Annotated in this window: 14 protein-coding genes and 1 other annotated feature; of the genes, 8 read left to right on the plus strand and 6 right to left on the minus strand. The window is 46.7% G+C overall.

Annotated elements, in window-relative coordinates:
* Positions 1-84: 84 nt before the first annotated feature.
* Positions 85-687: a 3-isopropylmalate dehydratase small subunit gene (gene leuD / locus MKY23_RS17285; RefSeq protein ID WP_090917100.1), complete on the minus strand. Its 603-nt coding sequence runs from the start codon at positions 685-687 to the stop codon at positions 85-87.
* Between the two features lie 31 nt (positions 688-718).
* Positions 719-2140: a 3-isopropylmalate dehydratase large subunit gene (gene leuC / locus MKY23_RS17290; protein WP_339839516.1), complete on the minus strand. Its 1422-nt coding sequence runs from the start codon at positions 2138-2140 to the stop codon at positions 719-721.
* 369 nt (positions 2141-2509) lie between these two features.
* Between leuC and MKY23_RS17295 the strand changes: the two genes are divergently transcribed.
* The gene (locus MKY23_RS17295) at positions 2510-3430 is read left to right on the plus strand and encodes a LysR family transcriptional regulator (protein WP_339831098.1); all 921 of its coding nucleotides are present in this window, start codon (positions 2510-2512) and stop codon (positions 3428-3430) included.
* 371 nt (positions 3431-3801) lie between these two features.
* Here the strand turns inward: MKY23_RS17295 and MKY23_RS17300 are convergent, their stop codons facing one another.
* The 4 genes from MKY23_RS17300 to MKY23_RS17315 all read right to left on the minus strand — a co-directional run bounded on the left by MKY23_RS17300 (position 3802) and on the right by MKY23_RS17315 (position 7864).
* On the minus strand, positions 3802-3984 hold the full coding sequence (locus MKY23_RS17300) for a hypothetical protein (protein WP_090917106.1): 183 nt from the start codon (positions 3982-3984) through the stop codon (positions 3802-3804).
* A gap of 89 nt (positions 3985-4073) precedes the next feature.
* A complete protein-coding gene (locus tag MKY23_RS17305) occupies positions 4074-4889 on the minus strand; it encodes a carbon-nitrogen family hydrolase (protein WP_154890583.1) in 816 nt (271 codons plus the stop codon).
* A gap of 68 nt (positions 4890-4957) precedes the next feature.
* A complete protein-coding gene (locus MKY23_RS17310) occupies positions 4958-6583 on the minus strand; it encodes an ABC transporter substrate-binding protein (RefSeq protein WP_339831101.1) in 1626 nt (541 codons plus the stop codon).
* A 252-nt stretch (positions 6584-6835) separates the two neighbouring features.
* Positions 6836-7864: an ABC transporter substrate-binding protein gene (locus MKY23_RS17315; RefSeq protein ID WP_154983648.1), complete on the minus strand. Its 1029-nt coding sequence runs from the start codon at positions 7862-7864 to the stop codon at positions 6836-6838.
* Positions 7865-8105: 241 nt separating this feature from the next.
* Here MKY23_RS17315 and MKY23_RS17320 point away from each other — a divergent pair, with 241 nt between their 5' ends.
* The 7 genes from MKY23_RS17320 to MKY23_RS17350 all read left to right on the plus strand — a co-directional run bounded on the left by MKY23_RS17320 (position 8106) and on the right by MKY23_RS17350 (position 15518).
* Positions 8106-9314 (plus strand): pyridoxal phosphate-dependent aminotransferase, encoded by a 1209-nt coding sequence (locus MKY23_RS17320; RefSeq protein ID WP_154890586.1) that lies wholly within the window; start codon positions 8106-8108, stop codon positions 9312-9314.
* A 74-nt stretch (positions 9315-9388) separates the two neighbouring features.
* Positions 9389-9608, plus strand: a binding site (T-box leader).
* 82 nt (positions 9609-9690) lie between these two features.
* The gene (gene proB, locus MKY23_RS17325) at positions 9691-10794 is read left to right on the plus strand and encodes a glutamate 5-kinase (RefSeq protein ID WP_339831106.1); all 1104 of its coding nucleotides are present in this window, start codon (positions 9691-9693) and stop codon (positions 10792-10794) included.
* A 26-nt stretch (positions 10795-10820) separates the two neighbouring features.
* A complete protein-coding gene (locus MKY23_RS17330) occupies positions 10821-12068 on the plus strand; it encodes a glutamate-5-semialdehyde dehydrogenase (RefSeq protein WP_154957555.1) in 1248 nt (415 codons plus the stop codon).
* 37 nt (positions 12069-12105) lie between these two features.
* Positions 12106-12972 (plus strand): pyrroline-5-carboxylate reductase, encoded by an 867-nt coding sequence (gene proC, locus MKY23_RS17335; RefSeq protein ID WP_186811616.1) that lies wholly within the window; start codon positions 12106-12108, stop codon positions 12970-12972.
* The gene (locus tag MKY23_RS17340; protein WP_186811617.1) at positions 12965-14188 is read left to right on the plus strand and encodes a 2,3-diketo-5-methylthiopentyl-1-phosphate enolase; all 1224 of its coding nucleotides are present in this window, start codon (positions 12965-12967) and stop codon (positions 14186-14188) included. The genes proC and MKY23_RS17340 overlap by 8 nt, the downstream gene beginning before the upstream one ends.
* A complete protein-coding gene (locus MKY23_RS17345; RefSeq protein WP_154957556.1) occupies positions 14185-14862 on the plus strand; it encodes a 2-hydroxy-3-keto-5-methylthiopentenyl-1-phosphate phosphatase in 678 nt (225 codons plus the stop codon). Before MKY23_RS17340 ends, MKY23_RS17345 begins: the two co-directional genes overlap by 4 nt.
* 2 nt (positions 14863-14864) lie before the next feature.
* On the plus strand, positions 14865-15518 hold the full coding sequence (locus MKY23_RS17350; protein ID WP_090917127.1) for a methylthioribulose 1-phosphate dehydratase: 654 nt from the start codon (positions 14865-14867) through the stop codon (positions 15516-15518).
* Positions 15519-15570: the final 52 nt, after the last annotated feature.

Genomic DNA, 15570 nt, shown 5'->3' on the forward strand with positions numbered 1-15570 from the left:
AACAAAGCAAAGAAGCCTCCATCTTGAGCAGAGGAAGGTGAACATTCCTTGTCCAGATGGAGGCTTGGTGTTTAATCACTTTATTTAGCCAAAAAGTTTAGCCGCATGGCGCTCTTCATAGGCAGTAATCGCATCATCATGTTGAAGTGTCAGACCGATGTCATCCAGTCCTTGCAACAGGAATTGACGACGGTGTTCGTCCAGATCAAAATCGATATGCAATCCGTGTGCGTCTGTAATCGTTTTGTTTTCCAGATTCACATTCATCTCATAATTTTCATGCTTTGCTGTACGCTGGAACAAGTCTTCTACCTGCTCTTCGGACAGTTTAATCGGCAAAATTCCGTTTTTGAAACAGTTGTTATAGAAGATATCCGCAAAAGATGGTGCAATGACACAACGGAATCCATAATCCATAATTGCCCATGGTGCATGCTCACGGGAAGACCCGCAACCAAAATTAGCACGAGAAATTAGAATTGATGCTCCTTCATAACGAGGCTTGTTCATTTCGAAGGAAGGATTGTTGTTTCCCTCTTCATCAAAACGCCATTCGTAGAACAAAAACTGTCCAAATCCGGTGCGTTCAATCCGCTTCAAAAATTGTTTCGGGATAATTGCGTCTGTATCTACATTGACCCGGTCTACCGGTGCCACGATGCCTTGCAGTGTTTGAAATGCTTCCATATGTTCCGTTCTCCCTTCTGGCGATTATCGCTTAGATCGCTGCTTCTGTTTTGAAATTCCAGTCACGTACGTCTACAAAATGTCCTTTAACCGCTGCCGCTGCCGCCATTGCTGGTGACACCAGATGCGTACGTCCTCCGCGTCCTTGACGTCCTTCAAAGTTACGGTTGGAAGTAGATGCACAACGTTGTCCCGGCTTCAGTACGTCCGGATTCATCGCAAGGCACATACTGCAGCCTGCGTCACGCCATTCAAAACCAGCTTCAGTGAAAATTTTGTCCAAACCTTCTTCTTCCGCCTGGATTTTAACACGTCCGGAGCCTGGTACAACAATAGCAGTTACATTACTGGAAACGGTGTGACCTTTGGCAACTTTTGCCGCTGCACGCAGATCTTCAATCCGTCCATTCGTACAAGAACCGATAAATACATAATCAATCGGAATCTCTGCAATCGGTGTTCCAGGTGTAAGTCCCATATATTCAAGCGCTTTTTCAGCCGCTTTACGCTCATTTTCTGTAGGCAGTTCTGCTGGTACAGGAACTTTGGAAGAAATATCGGTTCCCATTCCAGGGCTAGTACCCCAGGTTACTTGTGGGATCAGTGATTCCACATCAATTTCAACGACATGGTCAAACTCAGCACCTTCATCCGTCACAAGCTCTTTCCATGCTGCAACAGCTTCATCAAACTTAACACCTGTAGGAACATACTCGCGTCCACGCAGATATTCAAACGTTGTTTCATCCGGAGCGATCAGTCCTGCTCTTGCTCCACCTTCAATGGACATGTTACATACAGTCATACGCTCTTCCATGCTCAGTTCACGGATGGATTCCCCTGTATACTCGATAACATAACCTGTTGCAAAGTCTGTGCCGTACTTGGCAATGACCGCAAGGATCATGTCTTTCGCCGTAACACCCGGGTTACGTTTGCCGACAAAACGAACTTCCATCGTTTTTGCTTTTGCTTGCTGCAAACATTGTGTTGCCATAACGTGTTCCACTTCACTTGTTCCGATACCAAATGCAAGTGCACCAAATGCCCCGTGAGTAGATGTGTGGCTGTCGCCGCATACAATCGTTTTACCTGGATGAGTCAGGCCCAGCTCAGGTCCCATAACGTGTACTACACCTTGGTCAATCGTGTCCAGATCGTACAACTTCACGCCGAAATCACGGCAGTTCTGAGACAGTGTGTCAATTTGCTGTTTGGAGATCGGATCTGTAATGTTGAAACGATCCTTCGTTGGCACGTTGTGATCCATCGTTGCAAATGTCAGTTCTGGACGGCGAACTTTTCGACCGCTCAGGCGAAGTCCTTCAAATGCTTGCGGAGATGTTACTTCGTGTACCAGGTGCAGGTCAATATACAGAATGCTTGGTTTTCCTTCTTCCTGATGAATTACGTGGTTTTCCCAAATTTTCTCAAACATCGTTTTTTTACTCATCATTTTCACCTCATCATAAGTTCGGTCCTTGGAAGAGCTTCGTGCATCTTTGTCTAAAAGTGAAGCTCTTGAATGACCTAAATATATCACCCCGTCCTTCATTGTTCCAAGATATAATATCTATAGATGTGATAGGTTTAACCTATAATAAGACAAACAGTAATAAACCACTGTAGAATACAGAGGTTTTAATTGATAACAATTATCATTATCATGTATAACTTATACTACGTGCATGTCTCGGCCCTGTCAATGCTTTAATTTCTCTTTTTGAATTCTTGTTCGGGCCATGCTTCCCTGATAAGAATAACGAACCCGTGCTCATTAATGTTATAATAACGACATCGATGAAAGGAATGACGTATCATTATGGAATTCAGACAACTTCAATATACACTACAGATTGCTGCTGAACGGAACTTCTCACGAGCCGCAGAAAAATTACATATTGCCCAGCCTTCACTCAGTCAGCAACTGTCCAAACTTGAGAAGGAACTTGGCGTATTGCTTTTTCAACGGAATACCAGCACTGTTGAGCTGACACACGCGGGAGTTACTTTTGTTGAACAGGCCCAAAAGATTGTGGATGCCATGGAGCTGTTGCGTCAGGAAATGTCGGATATCTCGCAGCTTCGCAAAGGAAAGGTTGTTGTAGGCAGTATGCCGATTACCGGTTCTCATCTGCTTCCGCATGTGCTCCCAGCCTTTCAACAAGCGTACCCCGACATCGAAGTAACTTTGTTAGAAGATTCCGGGATTACACTCGAAAAGTTAACAGCCAGCGGCAAAGCTGACCTCAGCCTGCTCTCTCTACCTTTGCAGGAGTCCAGTTTGTCTTATGTCAAGATTGGCGAGGAACGTATAGATTTGGCTGTACCGCCGAACCACCCTTTGGCTCATCGAGGAACCCCGGGCCATCTGCAGCCTGTGCGGATTGATGAGCTTCGGGATGAACCCTTTGTTGTATTAAAAAAAGGACAGGGCTTCCGCAAGCTGACGTTTGATCTCTGCGAACAGGCCGGTTTTGACCCTCAGGTGGTTTTTGAGAGCACCAACATTGAAACATTGCAATCTCTGGTGGCAACAGGCATGGGCATCACTCTGGTTCCCCGTTTTATCGCCCGTGCACCCCGCAGTGAGTTCGTGCCTGTATATGTCCCACTTGTCGATCCAACGCCAAGTCGTACGCTTGTCGTCGCTTATCGTCAAGGGCGCGTCCTATCCAAGGCAGCCGAAGCTTTTATACAGACTTTTCGACAAACCGTTGCCGATCTTTCCAAAACAGATTAAACCGATGCTGTAACAAGTTCGTGGATTTATGATTTGCATTGTGTGATCACAAGTTGACGAGAACAATTATAAGCTCTTACCAAAAAAGCCGTCCACAAAGTCTAATGACTACGGGACAGCTTTTTTCGTTTACAGACCAGCTGAACAACTGATCCACAAAAAATGTAGCATGTTTTGTTACAGCACAATGTTGCTTGTTAATACATAAAATTAAGGCAATTCACGCATCAACCTTCATTTCACTGTCACTGTCATACCACTTAACTTGTCTTGTCTCAAATAATTGCATATATATCATAGCTTATCTAGCATGTCTCACATCATCTTGATACGTAACCTTCAGTCATTCTGCGCAAGCATGATTCTATCCTTTACCTTCGCAGATTACGATCACTTGTCAGCCTGTTCTGTTGATCCATGGCACGGCCTTCTTCCTGCGAATTCTCAGGGGGTGACAAGCCTCCTGTCCCATTCTCTAAGAATGCTCTTAAGTGATCTACCCTTCTGTTGCCTTGTTCCAGTCTCCTGAGCGTATCTTTCACATGGTTGTCCATTGATTGATCATCCTCCTTGGTGACGGGATAGTTATTATTACCCGCCTCCTGGAGCGATAAACAGCATATGCCATTTTTTTAGAGAAAAACTATTTCCCGCTAAAATAAATGCTTGGTCTGCGATCCTCAAACACCGGGATACGTCCGCGAACTTCGTCAACCAAACCAGGACGGATGACTCCAGATACAATCTCTTCGCCTTCACCGCCTTCAGCTACGATCTCTCCCCAAGGGTCGATGATCAAGGAGTGTCCAAAAAATTCAGTGTCTCCCCCTTTGCCGACGCGGTTACACGCAATAACATACATCTGGTTCTCGATAGCCCGAGCAGTCAATAATGTGCGCCAGTGATGCAGACGAGGATTAGGCCATTCAGCAGGCACAATTAATGCACGTGCACCATTCAGAGCGAGGGTTCGAGCTAATTCTGGAAACCGAATATCATAACAGATCGATGCCCCCGCCGTCAGACCGTTGCCGAGTTCAAACATTTCAGGCCGTGCACCCGGCTCCAAGTATTTTTCTTCATCCATCAGACGAAACAAATGAAGTTTATCATAACGTGATACTTCTGTTCCTTCCTCACTATAGGCATACATCGTATTGTAGATCTGTCCGTCACGCTTCTCGGCTATAGAACCGCCCACGATGGAGATTTGATGTTTTTTCGCAAAAGCAGAAAGCCATTCTCTTGACGTCTTCCCTTCCGGGTCAGCAAGCTCATGAATTTGCGGCAAAGCATATCCGGTGTTCCACATTTCGGGAAGCACGGCCAGCTTTGCATCTGGATATTGCTCCACTGCGCGTTCAAGCAACCTCTGCATATGTTGATGGTTAGCTTCCGGATCTCCCAGTTTAATATCCCCTTGAATCAAAACAACCCGCATTTCCCCTTGTTCAGTCATGACCCAACACTCCTCCGAACTGTAATACTTGATATCATAGCTTGATCCCTAGAAAATTCGCAACCGTATTAACTCAGATGACTACCTAACAGTTCAGGTAACCTCTCCAGCAACTGGTCACATATCTGTGCATCACCTGAATTCCAGGCCAATTCCTCCAAAGGATACACACGCCCTTGTCTTACAGCCGTAAGAGCTCTCCACTCTGGACTCTGTATCAGTTTCTCTGTCGCCTGCCGTGCATCTGGCTCCTGAGGTAGCATGAGGAACAGATAATCTCCAGCATATTCTTGAACCGCATCAGCCGAAATCTCTTTGTATGCTCTGCCTGCTGCAAGAGCTTCCTGAACCTTATGAACAGGCCTGAAACCAAATGGGTGATATAATAATGGCGCAAGTCCGATATTTCCCATCACAAACAAGCGAGCTCCCCGGTGGTATGTGAGTACTGAGGCTGTTTCTCCCAGATGAATTATTTTGCTAATCTTCTCCCACATCTGCAATGTACGTTCTTCATACGAACTTAGCCATCGCTTGGCTTGTTTCTGCCTGCCAAACCAGTCCCCTACTCTCGTCAAACGTTCATGAAGAGGCGCATGCGAATTGTAAGCCAGCGTAGGCGCAATACGCGTTAATTGCTCATACTGATGCTCATCTTCACTATCTATAATGATCAGATCCGGCTTCAAACGAATCGTCTTTTCAACATTGATCGGAGTGCCTGCATTATACTCCTCATCCTCAATTAAATGGATACCTAATACTCGCAAATCCCCCGCAGTATCTCCATAATAGATCACTCGCTCTGGATTAGCGGGAATTCGTACATCGTGTCCTAACCAATCCTGAACCAAGGTCTGTTGTTGAATAGATCTGTCATACTGACGAGGAGATAGTCCGGTAATCTGGCGAAAACGTCTGTTAAAATAATATTCATCTTTGAATCCGACACGGCTCGCGATATCACGTAAAGGCTCATCTGTCTTGCGTAACCAATCTTTGGCATGCTGAATTCGAACATGATTGATGTAATCAAGCGGTTTCTGACCAGTACGTTGCTTGAACATTGTCGTGTATAGTTTAGGACGAACACCAGCCATATTCGCAAGCTTATGGACCGTGATCTCATCTCTGTAACACTCATCAATATACTGAATAGTCCGGGTTAACCTGGACTCCGAATTTGTATCAGTACCTTTTGTGGTATAACGAGTTATGATCCGTTCCATCCATCGCTGAAACCCCACATTTAGATTGCAATACTCCGCATCATTTTTATAATTTCGGGATGCAAACAATTCGACTAACACTCTACTCACAGACTCATATGTAGCATCGTTGAACTGAGCGCGTTGCTTAAATAAAGGCGGTGAATACAACTTGAGAAGGCCGGACAAAACCTGAAAAGCATCATATGCCATAACCGTATAAGTCAAATGGTTTGAATTCCTGTGTTCCAGCTGGTATGCCTCGCCCGGAGAAATCGGATAGATACAACCCGCAGTAAAAGGCCAGTATTCCTGGCCGATGTACAAGTGCCCTTCTCCTTCTTCACAGATTAAAAATGTATGTTTATCACACTGCACCTCCAGCATGATTTGATTAGATCGTTCAATTCGTCGCTCCAGATTCTCCAGCCGAAACATGAATGTCGAAAAAAATAACTTATCTTGATTCACATCCAACGTTTTCATGTTCATTTATCTCCTAGCATTACTGAGAATTATTATCATTAAAAACTCTATGGAGTCATTATAGTCTAGTACTATTCTTATATCTAGATCATTTTGTAATGAGCTCCTTACAGATAATTCGTATCAAAAAAGCGCTCAACCAAAGTTGATCGCTTTTGGGAATTTTATTTTATTTGAAATCTACAATGGAGTTCCTGAAATTTTAAGATTTCATTTGGTGGTGATTCGATTGTCGGATTCCCTTGAACTTTATCATTGAATCATCTGCTCGGGCAGCTCCTTCAATAACCATTCTCTGGACATCGCATCACCCGAAGCTTTGACAATATCAAAATGATACACCTTGCCAGCTTTAACGGCGGGCAGGTTTTTCCATACTGCGCTGTCCATCAATTCCTTGGTGGACTGCTTGGCATCTTCCGTTACTGGTTCGAGGATAAATATCCGATCACCAGCAATTTCTGTCATTTTTTCCGTAGAAATCTCCGCAAATCCCATTCCCTCATTCAATAACTTCTGGATTTCAGGTGTTGGTTCCATCCCATTCTTGCCATATAACAACTGAGGTAACCCGGCTCCAGCCATCACAAAAAGACGATTCCCCGGATACATCGTAAACACCGATGCTGTCTCTCCTTCTTTTAGGCCATGATCATGAAGCTTTTTCCACATTTGCTCTGTTGCGGTTTGATGCGCTGTAATCCAGTCCTCTGCCTCCTTTTTTTTGTTTAACAGGTCGCCTAACGTTCGCATGCGCTCCTCCAATGTTGCGAATGAATCAAAGGTTACTGTAGGTGCGACTTTTGAAATCTGATCATACTGTGCCTCATCACTATTCGAAAAAATAATCAGATCCGGGTTCAGTCCAACGGCCCTCTCTACACTAAACGGAAATCCTACATCTTCCGAATCCGCGACCTGCTCGTCAAACACCATGCCTTCCTGCCGAAGTATGCCCACCGGGATAACGCCCAGTGCGACCAGATCCCCTGTAACTTCGCCATGATAGATTACACGTTGAGGAGTAACAGGCACAGTCACGGTATGACCTGTCCAATCCTTGAACTGTCTTGTCTGTCCGACGTTATCCTCATCTGCAGAAGTTTGTTTTTCGGTTTCCGTGTCTTTACTTGCCTGATTAACCGATATATTACCTGGATTCTCTGAAGCTGGTGCAGATGTCGATGCCTCGTTTGAACATGCGAATAAAAGTACAGACAACGCCGTGACTGTCAATAAAAGGGCCGTATTTCGGAACTTGTTATGGAACTTGCTTTGCATCTCTATTTTCCCCCTGTTAGATGTGCTCTCAAATTTTTTCAAATGATATTGATTATCATTATCGTAAAATATCTTAACTCATGGATTTTCTGATCTCAATGGATAAACTTGAATTTTGCATTTCCCTTTTGTACAAAAATGTTCTTCCTCACTTCTATCTCCCTCTATACAGCTCGGGATTGACGTGATAAATTAATGAGAACGTTTTGCCATAAATGAACATCATGGAGTGATATATACGATGACGAATTCAGAACATAGATCTTCTCTTTCAGCCTTTCCAATCCCATCTGCAAATGTCATGTCACAGTTGCCAACGCAATTTTTTGCAACCCTTGTTCACAATGTGAACCGCGAGATTGCGAGCGGTCATGATGTCATTAATCTGGGGCAAGGTAATCCTGACACCCCTACTCCACCACATATTGTTCAATCTTTACAGCAATCGGCTGAAAATCCGCTTTATCATAAATATTCTCCGTTCCGCGGGTATGCCTTCCTGAAGGAGGCCGTTGCCAAACGTTACAAAGAAGATTACAACGTTGATCTTGATCCCGAGACCGAGGTCGCTATTCTATTTGGTGGCAAAACCGGACTGGTTCAATTACCTCAAGTCTTATTGAATCCCGGGGATGTATGTCTCGTTCCCGATCCAGGGTATCCTGACTATTGGTCAGGCGTTGCTCTCGCGCAGGCGCGTATGAGCTTCATGCCTCTATTGAAATCCAATGCATTTCTACCCGATTATGAAGCAATCTCCGCTGATGATCGGCAGAAGGCCAAGCTTATGTTCCTGAACTATCCCAACAACCCAACCTCGGCCACCGCTCCGCTATCCTTTTACGAGGACACTGTTGAATTTGCGATTCAGAATCAGATTGTCGTTGCCAGTGATTTTGCTTATGGTGCAATTGGATATGACGGGCGTCGTCCTGTCAGTTTCTTGCAAGCTCCAGGAGCCAAAGAGGTAGGCATCGAGTTCTACACCCTCTCCAAAACATATAATATGGCGGGATGGCGCGTCGGATTCGCGCTGGGCAATGCGGAGATCATCTCTAAAATCAATCTGCTACAGGATCATATCTATGTCAGCCTGTTTGGCGGTATCCAAGCTGCCGCTGCGGAAGCTCTGACAGGCCCGCAGGACTGTGTCACTTCACTGGTCGCACGATATGAATCTCGTCGTGATGCATTTTACGAGGCGCTTTCCGCGATCGGTTGGCAAGCGTCCAAGCCGGAAGGTTCATTCTTTGGATGGTTGCCTGTGCCGGAAGGATATACCTCCTCTGGTTTGGCTGAAATTCTGCTACGAGAAGCAAAGGTTGCTGTCGCGCCTGGTATCGGTTTTGGCTCCCACGGAGAAGGTTATGTACGCATAGGTCTTCTGAGTGATGAGCAACGACTGCGTGAAGCGGCGGAGCGAATTGGGAAGCTTCATCTTTTCAAATAAGTGAAAGCTGAACACATGGCTACAATCTCTTTGCATATGCCAACTTTCCATGGTATGTTATAAGAAATAGTAAACGAAACGTGATGACGGGACCAGTAAGAGAGAATCAGTTGCGCACAGAGAGTAAATTCCATCTGGCTGCAAGAATTTACCGCGGCTTCTCTCCGAAACCTACCCCTGAGCGGCCTGTTGTGTACAGGACAGTGCCTTCTGTTACAGGGCATGAGCCGGATGATCTGATTATGATCATCAATAAAGGTGGTACCGCGGAAGTAACGAACTTTCGTCCTTTTTTAACCAAAGGACGGGAGTTTTTTTTGTACCTAAGCAGACTGCTTCGCAATCACTGATTAATTATGTTTAAGGAAGTGAAATCATGACTTCACGTATTGTCGTTAAAATCGGAAGCAGCTCATTAACCACCGAAGAAGGCGGCTTGGATCGCCAGGCGATATCCTTTTTCGCAGATGAAATGGCCTCGCTTGTTACTCAAGGCCACGAAGTTCTGCTCGTTACTTCTGGTGCCGTTGCTGCCGGATTCCGGGAGATCGGGTACCCTCAGCGTCCCAAACAACTACATGAGAAACAAGCGGCTGCGGCGGTTGGGCAGGCTTTGCTGATGCAGGCATATCAACAGGCTTTTGCGGCGCACCGCGTTACTACAGCGCAAATATTACTGACCCGTACCGACTTCCACAGCCGTAAACGCATGGGAAATGCGGGTATGACCGTAGAGGAACTGCTCAAGCAAGGGGTCATTCCGATTTTTAACGAAAATGATACCGTATCTGTCGACGAATTGAAATTCGGTGATAACGATCTGTTATCTGCGCTGGTTGCCAATCTGGTCAAGGCACAGCATCTGATCATCGTCACAGATACGAATGGGTTGTACACCGCTGATCCACGTAAAGATCCTACTGCGAAGCGATACGACCGTATACCTGAAATTACAGCCGAGATATATGCATATGCCGGCGGTTCGGGATCAGCTGTAGGCACAGGCGGTATGCGCTCCAAGGTGGATGCGGCCAAAGTCGCCACACGCGGAGGTGTTCCTGTTTTTGTAGGCAGTGTGAAAGAACCTGGGGACATGCAACTCGCTTTGGATGGAATCGGAAAAGGAACTTATTTTGAGACCAAGCTGGCCTCACTCTCTCGCAAAAAACAATGGCTTGGCTTCATGTCCACTCCCCTTGGGACAGTTGTTGTTGATCATGGTGCTGAGGAAGCGCTCGTTCACGGTGGGCACAGTCTGCTTCCCGTAGGCGTAAAGCGAGTTCTGGGCACATTCCATGCGGGCGATGTGGTCGAAGTACTTGGCCCCGATGAGTCGCTACTCGGACGTGGCATCGTCAATTACGATGATGATCAGCTTCGTCAGATCGCGGGACTGCCAAGCGGCGAGGTCATGAAACAGCTGAACAGTATCCATAGACTTGAAGTGATTCATCGCGATGAATGGATTACCTTGAAATAATAGCTGAACTAGAGGAGGAATTTAAGATGAGTGAAGTTAGAGAAAAAGCAAGTAAAGCCAAAGCTGTCGTCACCGAATTAAATCGGCTGAGTACGGAACAGAAGAACGCCGCACTGCGCACTATGGCTGACGCCTTGATTGCTTCGGCGGATGCCATCATTACTGCAAATGTGGAAGATCTGGATCGCGGCAGAGAACAAGGCACTCCTGAATCCATGCTGGATCGTCTGGCACTGAATAAAGAGCGCATCACAGGCATCGCTGAAGGTTTACGTCAGATCGCGGAATTACCCGATCCTGTGGGCGAAGTGCTGGAAACTTTTACACGTCCGAATGGCCTGCATATCGAAAAATCAAGAGTTCCGATTGGCCTGATTGGCATTATTTATGAAGCTCGTCCTAACGTGACGGTTGACGCTGCAGGCCTTTGTCTCAAAACAGGCAATGCTGTACTTCTGCGCGGTGGCTCTTCTGCTCTCTCCTCCAATCGAAAAATTGTTGAGGTGCTACATCAAGCGCTGGCGACTACGGCAATGCCTGCAGATGCACTTCAGTTGGTAGAAGACGCAGACCGTGCTTCCGTTGACGAAATGCTCAAGCTGAACGGACTGCTGGACGTTATCATCCCACGTGGTGGTGCTTCACTAATTCGCACTGTCGTAGCGAACGCAACCGTACCGGTCATTGAGACGGGTGCTGGCATCTGTCATACCTATGTGGATGAATCAGCGGACGAAGCCATGGCGACCGATATTGCTATCAATGCCAAAGCACAGCGCCCTTCGGTATGTAACTCTATGGAAACCTTGCTACTACATGCGAACTATGCAGAAAAGCATCTGCCAACTCTGGCTGAGCGCTTCCGTGAAGCAAGTGTCGTTCTAAAAGGTTGTGAAACGGTGCGTCGCCTTGTTCCGACAGCGGCCCAGGCCACAGAGGAAGATTACGCAACAGAGTATAACGATTATATTTTGAACATCCGAGTTGTTGAAAATCTGGATGAAGCTTTGCAGCATATTGCACACTATGGAACGAAGCATTCCGAATGCATTGTGACCCGTGATGCCGCGCATGCAGAACGGTTTATGCAAGAAGTCGATGCGGCGGCTGTCTATCATAATGCTTCCACTCGTTTCACCGACGGATTCGAATTCGGATACGGTGCCGAGATTGGAATCAGTACACAGAAGTTGCATGCACGGGGCCCAATGGGGCTACCTGCACTGACGTCAAGTAAATACCGGATTACAGGCAATGGTCAGATTCGTCAATAATTTTTGAGCAACCAGTTATATAGGAGGAACGATATACATGAGCCAAGAGCAACAGACACTACTACAACAAAAGATTACTTTCCACGGAGCAGGTGCGATGGCTGAAGCCATCGTGCGTGGGCTCATTTCCCGCCTTGTCGTTCGTCCTCAGGATATTACGATGCTGAATCGCAGCAACTTGAAACGTCAGGAGGAACTGAGCACCCGTTATGCCGTGCATACCGGAACAGCCTCAAAATCAATGGATATCCTTTCCTCTTCCCCTGTGATTGTGCTGTGTATGAAGCCCAAAGATGCCGCTGCGGCGCTTCGTGAACTGGGACCCCTGTTGTCCCCAAACCAGCTAATCGTATCCGTTATAGCTGGACTATCGATCCGTACGATGCAGAGCCTGCTTGGCCGCAAACAGCCGATTGCAAGAACGATGCCTAACACCTCCAGCACCATTGGACTTGGTGCCACTGGACTTGCTTTCTCTGCGGAGATTACCGATGAACAGCGTAGTACAGTCATGTCCCTTTTCGAAGCTGTAGGCATCGTAACGATTGTGCCAGAAGACAAACTCGAAGTGCTTACGGGTATTTCCGGCAGCGGACCTGCTTATGTATACTACCTAATGGAAGCCATGATTGCAGCCGGAATCCGCGGCGGATTGTCTGGTCAACAGTCTCGTGATCTAACCGTTCAGACGGTGCTTGGTGCAGCGCGCATGGTGCAACAGACGGGCATGGAACCGATGAAACTGCGCAGTGATGTAACCTCGCCTGGAGGTGCAACACAGGCAGCTCTGAAAACGTTGGATGAAGGGGACTTCTTTGAAAATGTCATTGCGGCCGTGAGCCGCTGTGCAGAACGTTCTCGCGAGATGGGAGCTGCGTTGGAAGGAGATTTAAAACATGAATAACATGTGCACTGCCACATATCGTCTGCATGATGATCATGCCGATTTTCACAAAAAAGCTCAATCGATTGCCATAGGTATGACCGTGGGCAGTTGGACGGAGCTACCTCAGGCGCAGCGGGAAGCCATGCAAAAACATCTTGGTGAAGTGATCAAGGTCGAGGTACACGAAGCGGAAGGATTAGCACCTGGAGAACGTTATGCAGATATCACCATTGGATACCCGGATATTAACTTTAGTCAAGATATCCCGGCTTTGCTTGTCACCGTTTTTGGCAAAATCTCGATGGACGGACGCATCAAGCTGAATCATCTCGGATTTTCAGATAACTTCTTGCGCGCTTTCCCGGGACCGAAGTTTGGGCTGAGCGGTGTGCGGGATCTGCTTGGAGTTCATGATCGTCCTTTGCTGATGAGTATTTTCAAATCGGTTATTGGACTGAATGCAGAAGAACTGCGGGAGCAGTTTATCCGTCAGGCTCTTGGGGGCGTTGATCTGATCAAAGACGATGAAATCCTGTTTGAGAACAAGCTTACACCGATTGAAAAAAGAGTTGAGGTCTGCATGAAGGCTGCCGAACAGGCTCGCCAAGAAACAGGCAAAAAACTTCTGTACGCCACCAATTTGACGGGACCTACCTCCCGTTTGAAACAACAAGCTGAACGTGCGATCAGTGCAGGTGCGAATGCGTTACTCTTCAACGTGCTCTCCTATGGTTATGATGTGTTGCATGAACTAAGCAGTGATCCTGACATTAACGTGCCAATCATGGCTCACCCGGCACTTGCCGGTGCTTTGTATCCATCACCGCATTACGGTATTTCTGCGTCTGTTGTATTGGGACAGTTGATGCGTCTCGCCGGTGCTGATCTCGTGCTCTTCCCTTCACCTTACGGTTCGGTTACGATGCCGAAGGAAGAAAATATGGCGATCACTGAGCAATTGCTCACATCTGATCTACCTGTAAGAACAAGTATGCCCGTGCCTTCAGCAGGAATTCATCCAGGACTTGTTCCGATGATTCTGAGAGACTTCGGCAAGGATGTGATCGTCAATGCCGGGGGCGGAATTCATGGACATCCGATGGGAACCGAAGCTGGTGGACGTGCGTTCCTGCAAGCCATTGAAGCCGCTGGGCGCTCCATTCCACTAGCCGAATATGCTACCGATCACCCAGAGCTGAAAAGCGCACTTGATCTGTGGGGTGGAGAACGATGAGATCAGATAAGAAAACAGCAATTTTCTGTGATTTTGATGGAACCATTACGCTCTCAGACAACATTGTCGCCATTATGAAACACTTCAAACCAGCAGGCATCGATGCCATCATGAAAGACACGATTGAACAAAAAATATCTCTTCGCGAAGGGGTGGGAGCCATGTTTGCTCTCTTGCCTTCCTCGCAAAAAGATGAAATTGTTGAATTTGTTCTTGGACAAGCAGGCATTCGTGAAGGATTCCAAGCATTTCTGGAGTATGTTCGCAGTGAGGACATCGAATTTAATGTGACCAGCGGTGGCATGGACTTCTTCATTGAGCCCTTACTCGCCCCCTTCGACATTCCGCAGGATCATGTATACTGTAACGGTGCAGATTTCTCCGGTGAACACATTCGCATTGAATGGCCGCATCCCTGTCAGCCCCCTTGCAACAACGGCTGCGGGATGTGTAAAACGACCGTAATTCGTACGTTTCCGGAAGAACAGTATAACCGGATTCTGATCGGAGACAGTCTAACAGACTTCGAAGGAGCTAAAATCGCTGATCTGGTCTACTCCCGCTCCATTCTGACGGACAAATGTGTAGAACTTGGTGTAGATCATGTGCCATTTACGACCTTTTATGACATCATCGAAGATATGAAGCAGAAGCAATTACAAGGAGTGCTGTAAAGATGGGTTTTGAAAAGATTACACTGGAACATAAACGTCAGGTTCTGGAAGAACTGGCGGATGTCAAAGCATTGTTCGCAAGCCGAAACTGGTTTCCAGGCACAAGTGGCAACCTTTCAATGCGGGTAGGTGAATTCGACCCGGAACAATTTTATTTTGCGGTGACCGCCTCAGGCAAAGACAAGTCCCTGCGTACGCCGGAAGATTTCCTTTTTGTTGATAAGGAAGGCAAAGCGATCGAAGCGACTACGTTGAAGCCGAGCGCCGAAACGTTGATTCACTGTGAAATCTATCGTTTAACCGGTTGTGGCGCGGTATTCCATGTGCATACGGTGTTTAACAACCTTATCAGCGAATTTTTCGGTGAAGATGGTCATGTGCCGATTCAAGGTATTGAATTGATCAAAGCCTTTAACATTTGGGAAGAAAATGCAGCCATTCGTGTTCCTGTTCTGCCCAACTTCGCACATATTCCTTCCATCGCTGAATTGGTACCGGGTGCACTAGACGCTAATGTTCCTGGAATTCTGCTGCGTAACCACGGGATTTATGCGTGGGGTAAGGATGCTTTTGAGGCGAAACGTCATCTGGAAGCTTTTGAATTTTTGTTCGAAGTGATGTACCGTCAGCTTTTGCTGAAAGGCGCACAAAAATAGATTATTAAAAAAAACACACCAGCGGCTTGAGATCAGCCCTGGTGTGTTTTGC

This window comes from Paenibacillus sp. FSL R7-0272 (assembly GCF_037969905.1).
In the GTDB taxonomy this organism is placed as follows: Bacteria; Bacillota; Bacilli; order Paenibacillales; family Paenibacillaceae; genus Paenibacillus; species Paenibacillus polysaccharolyticus.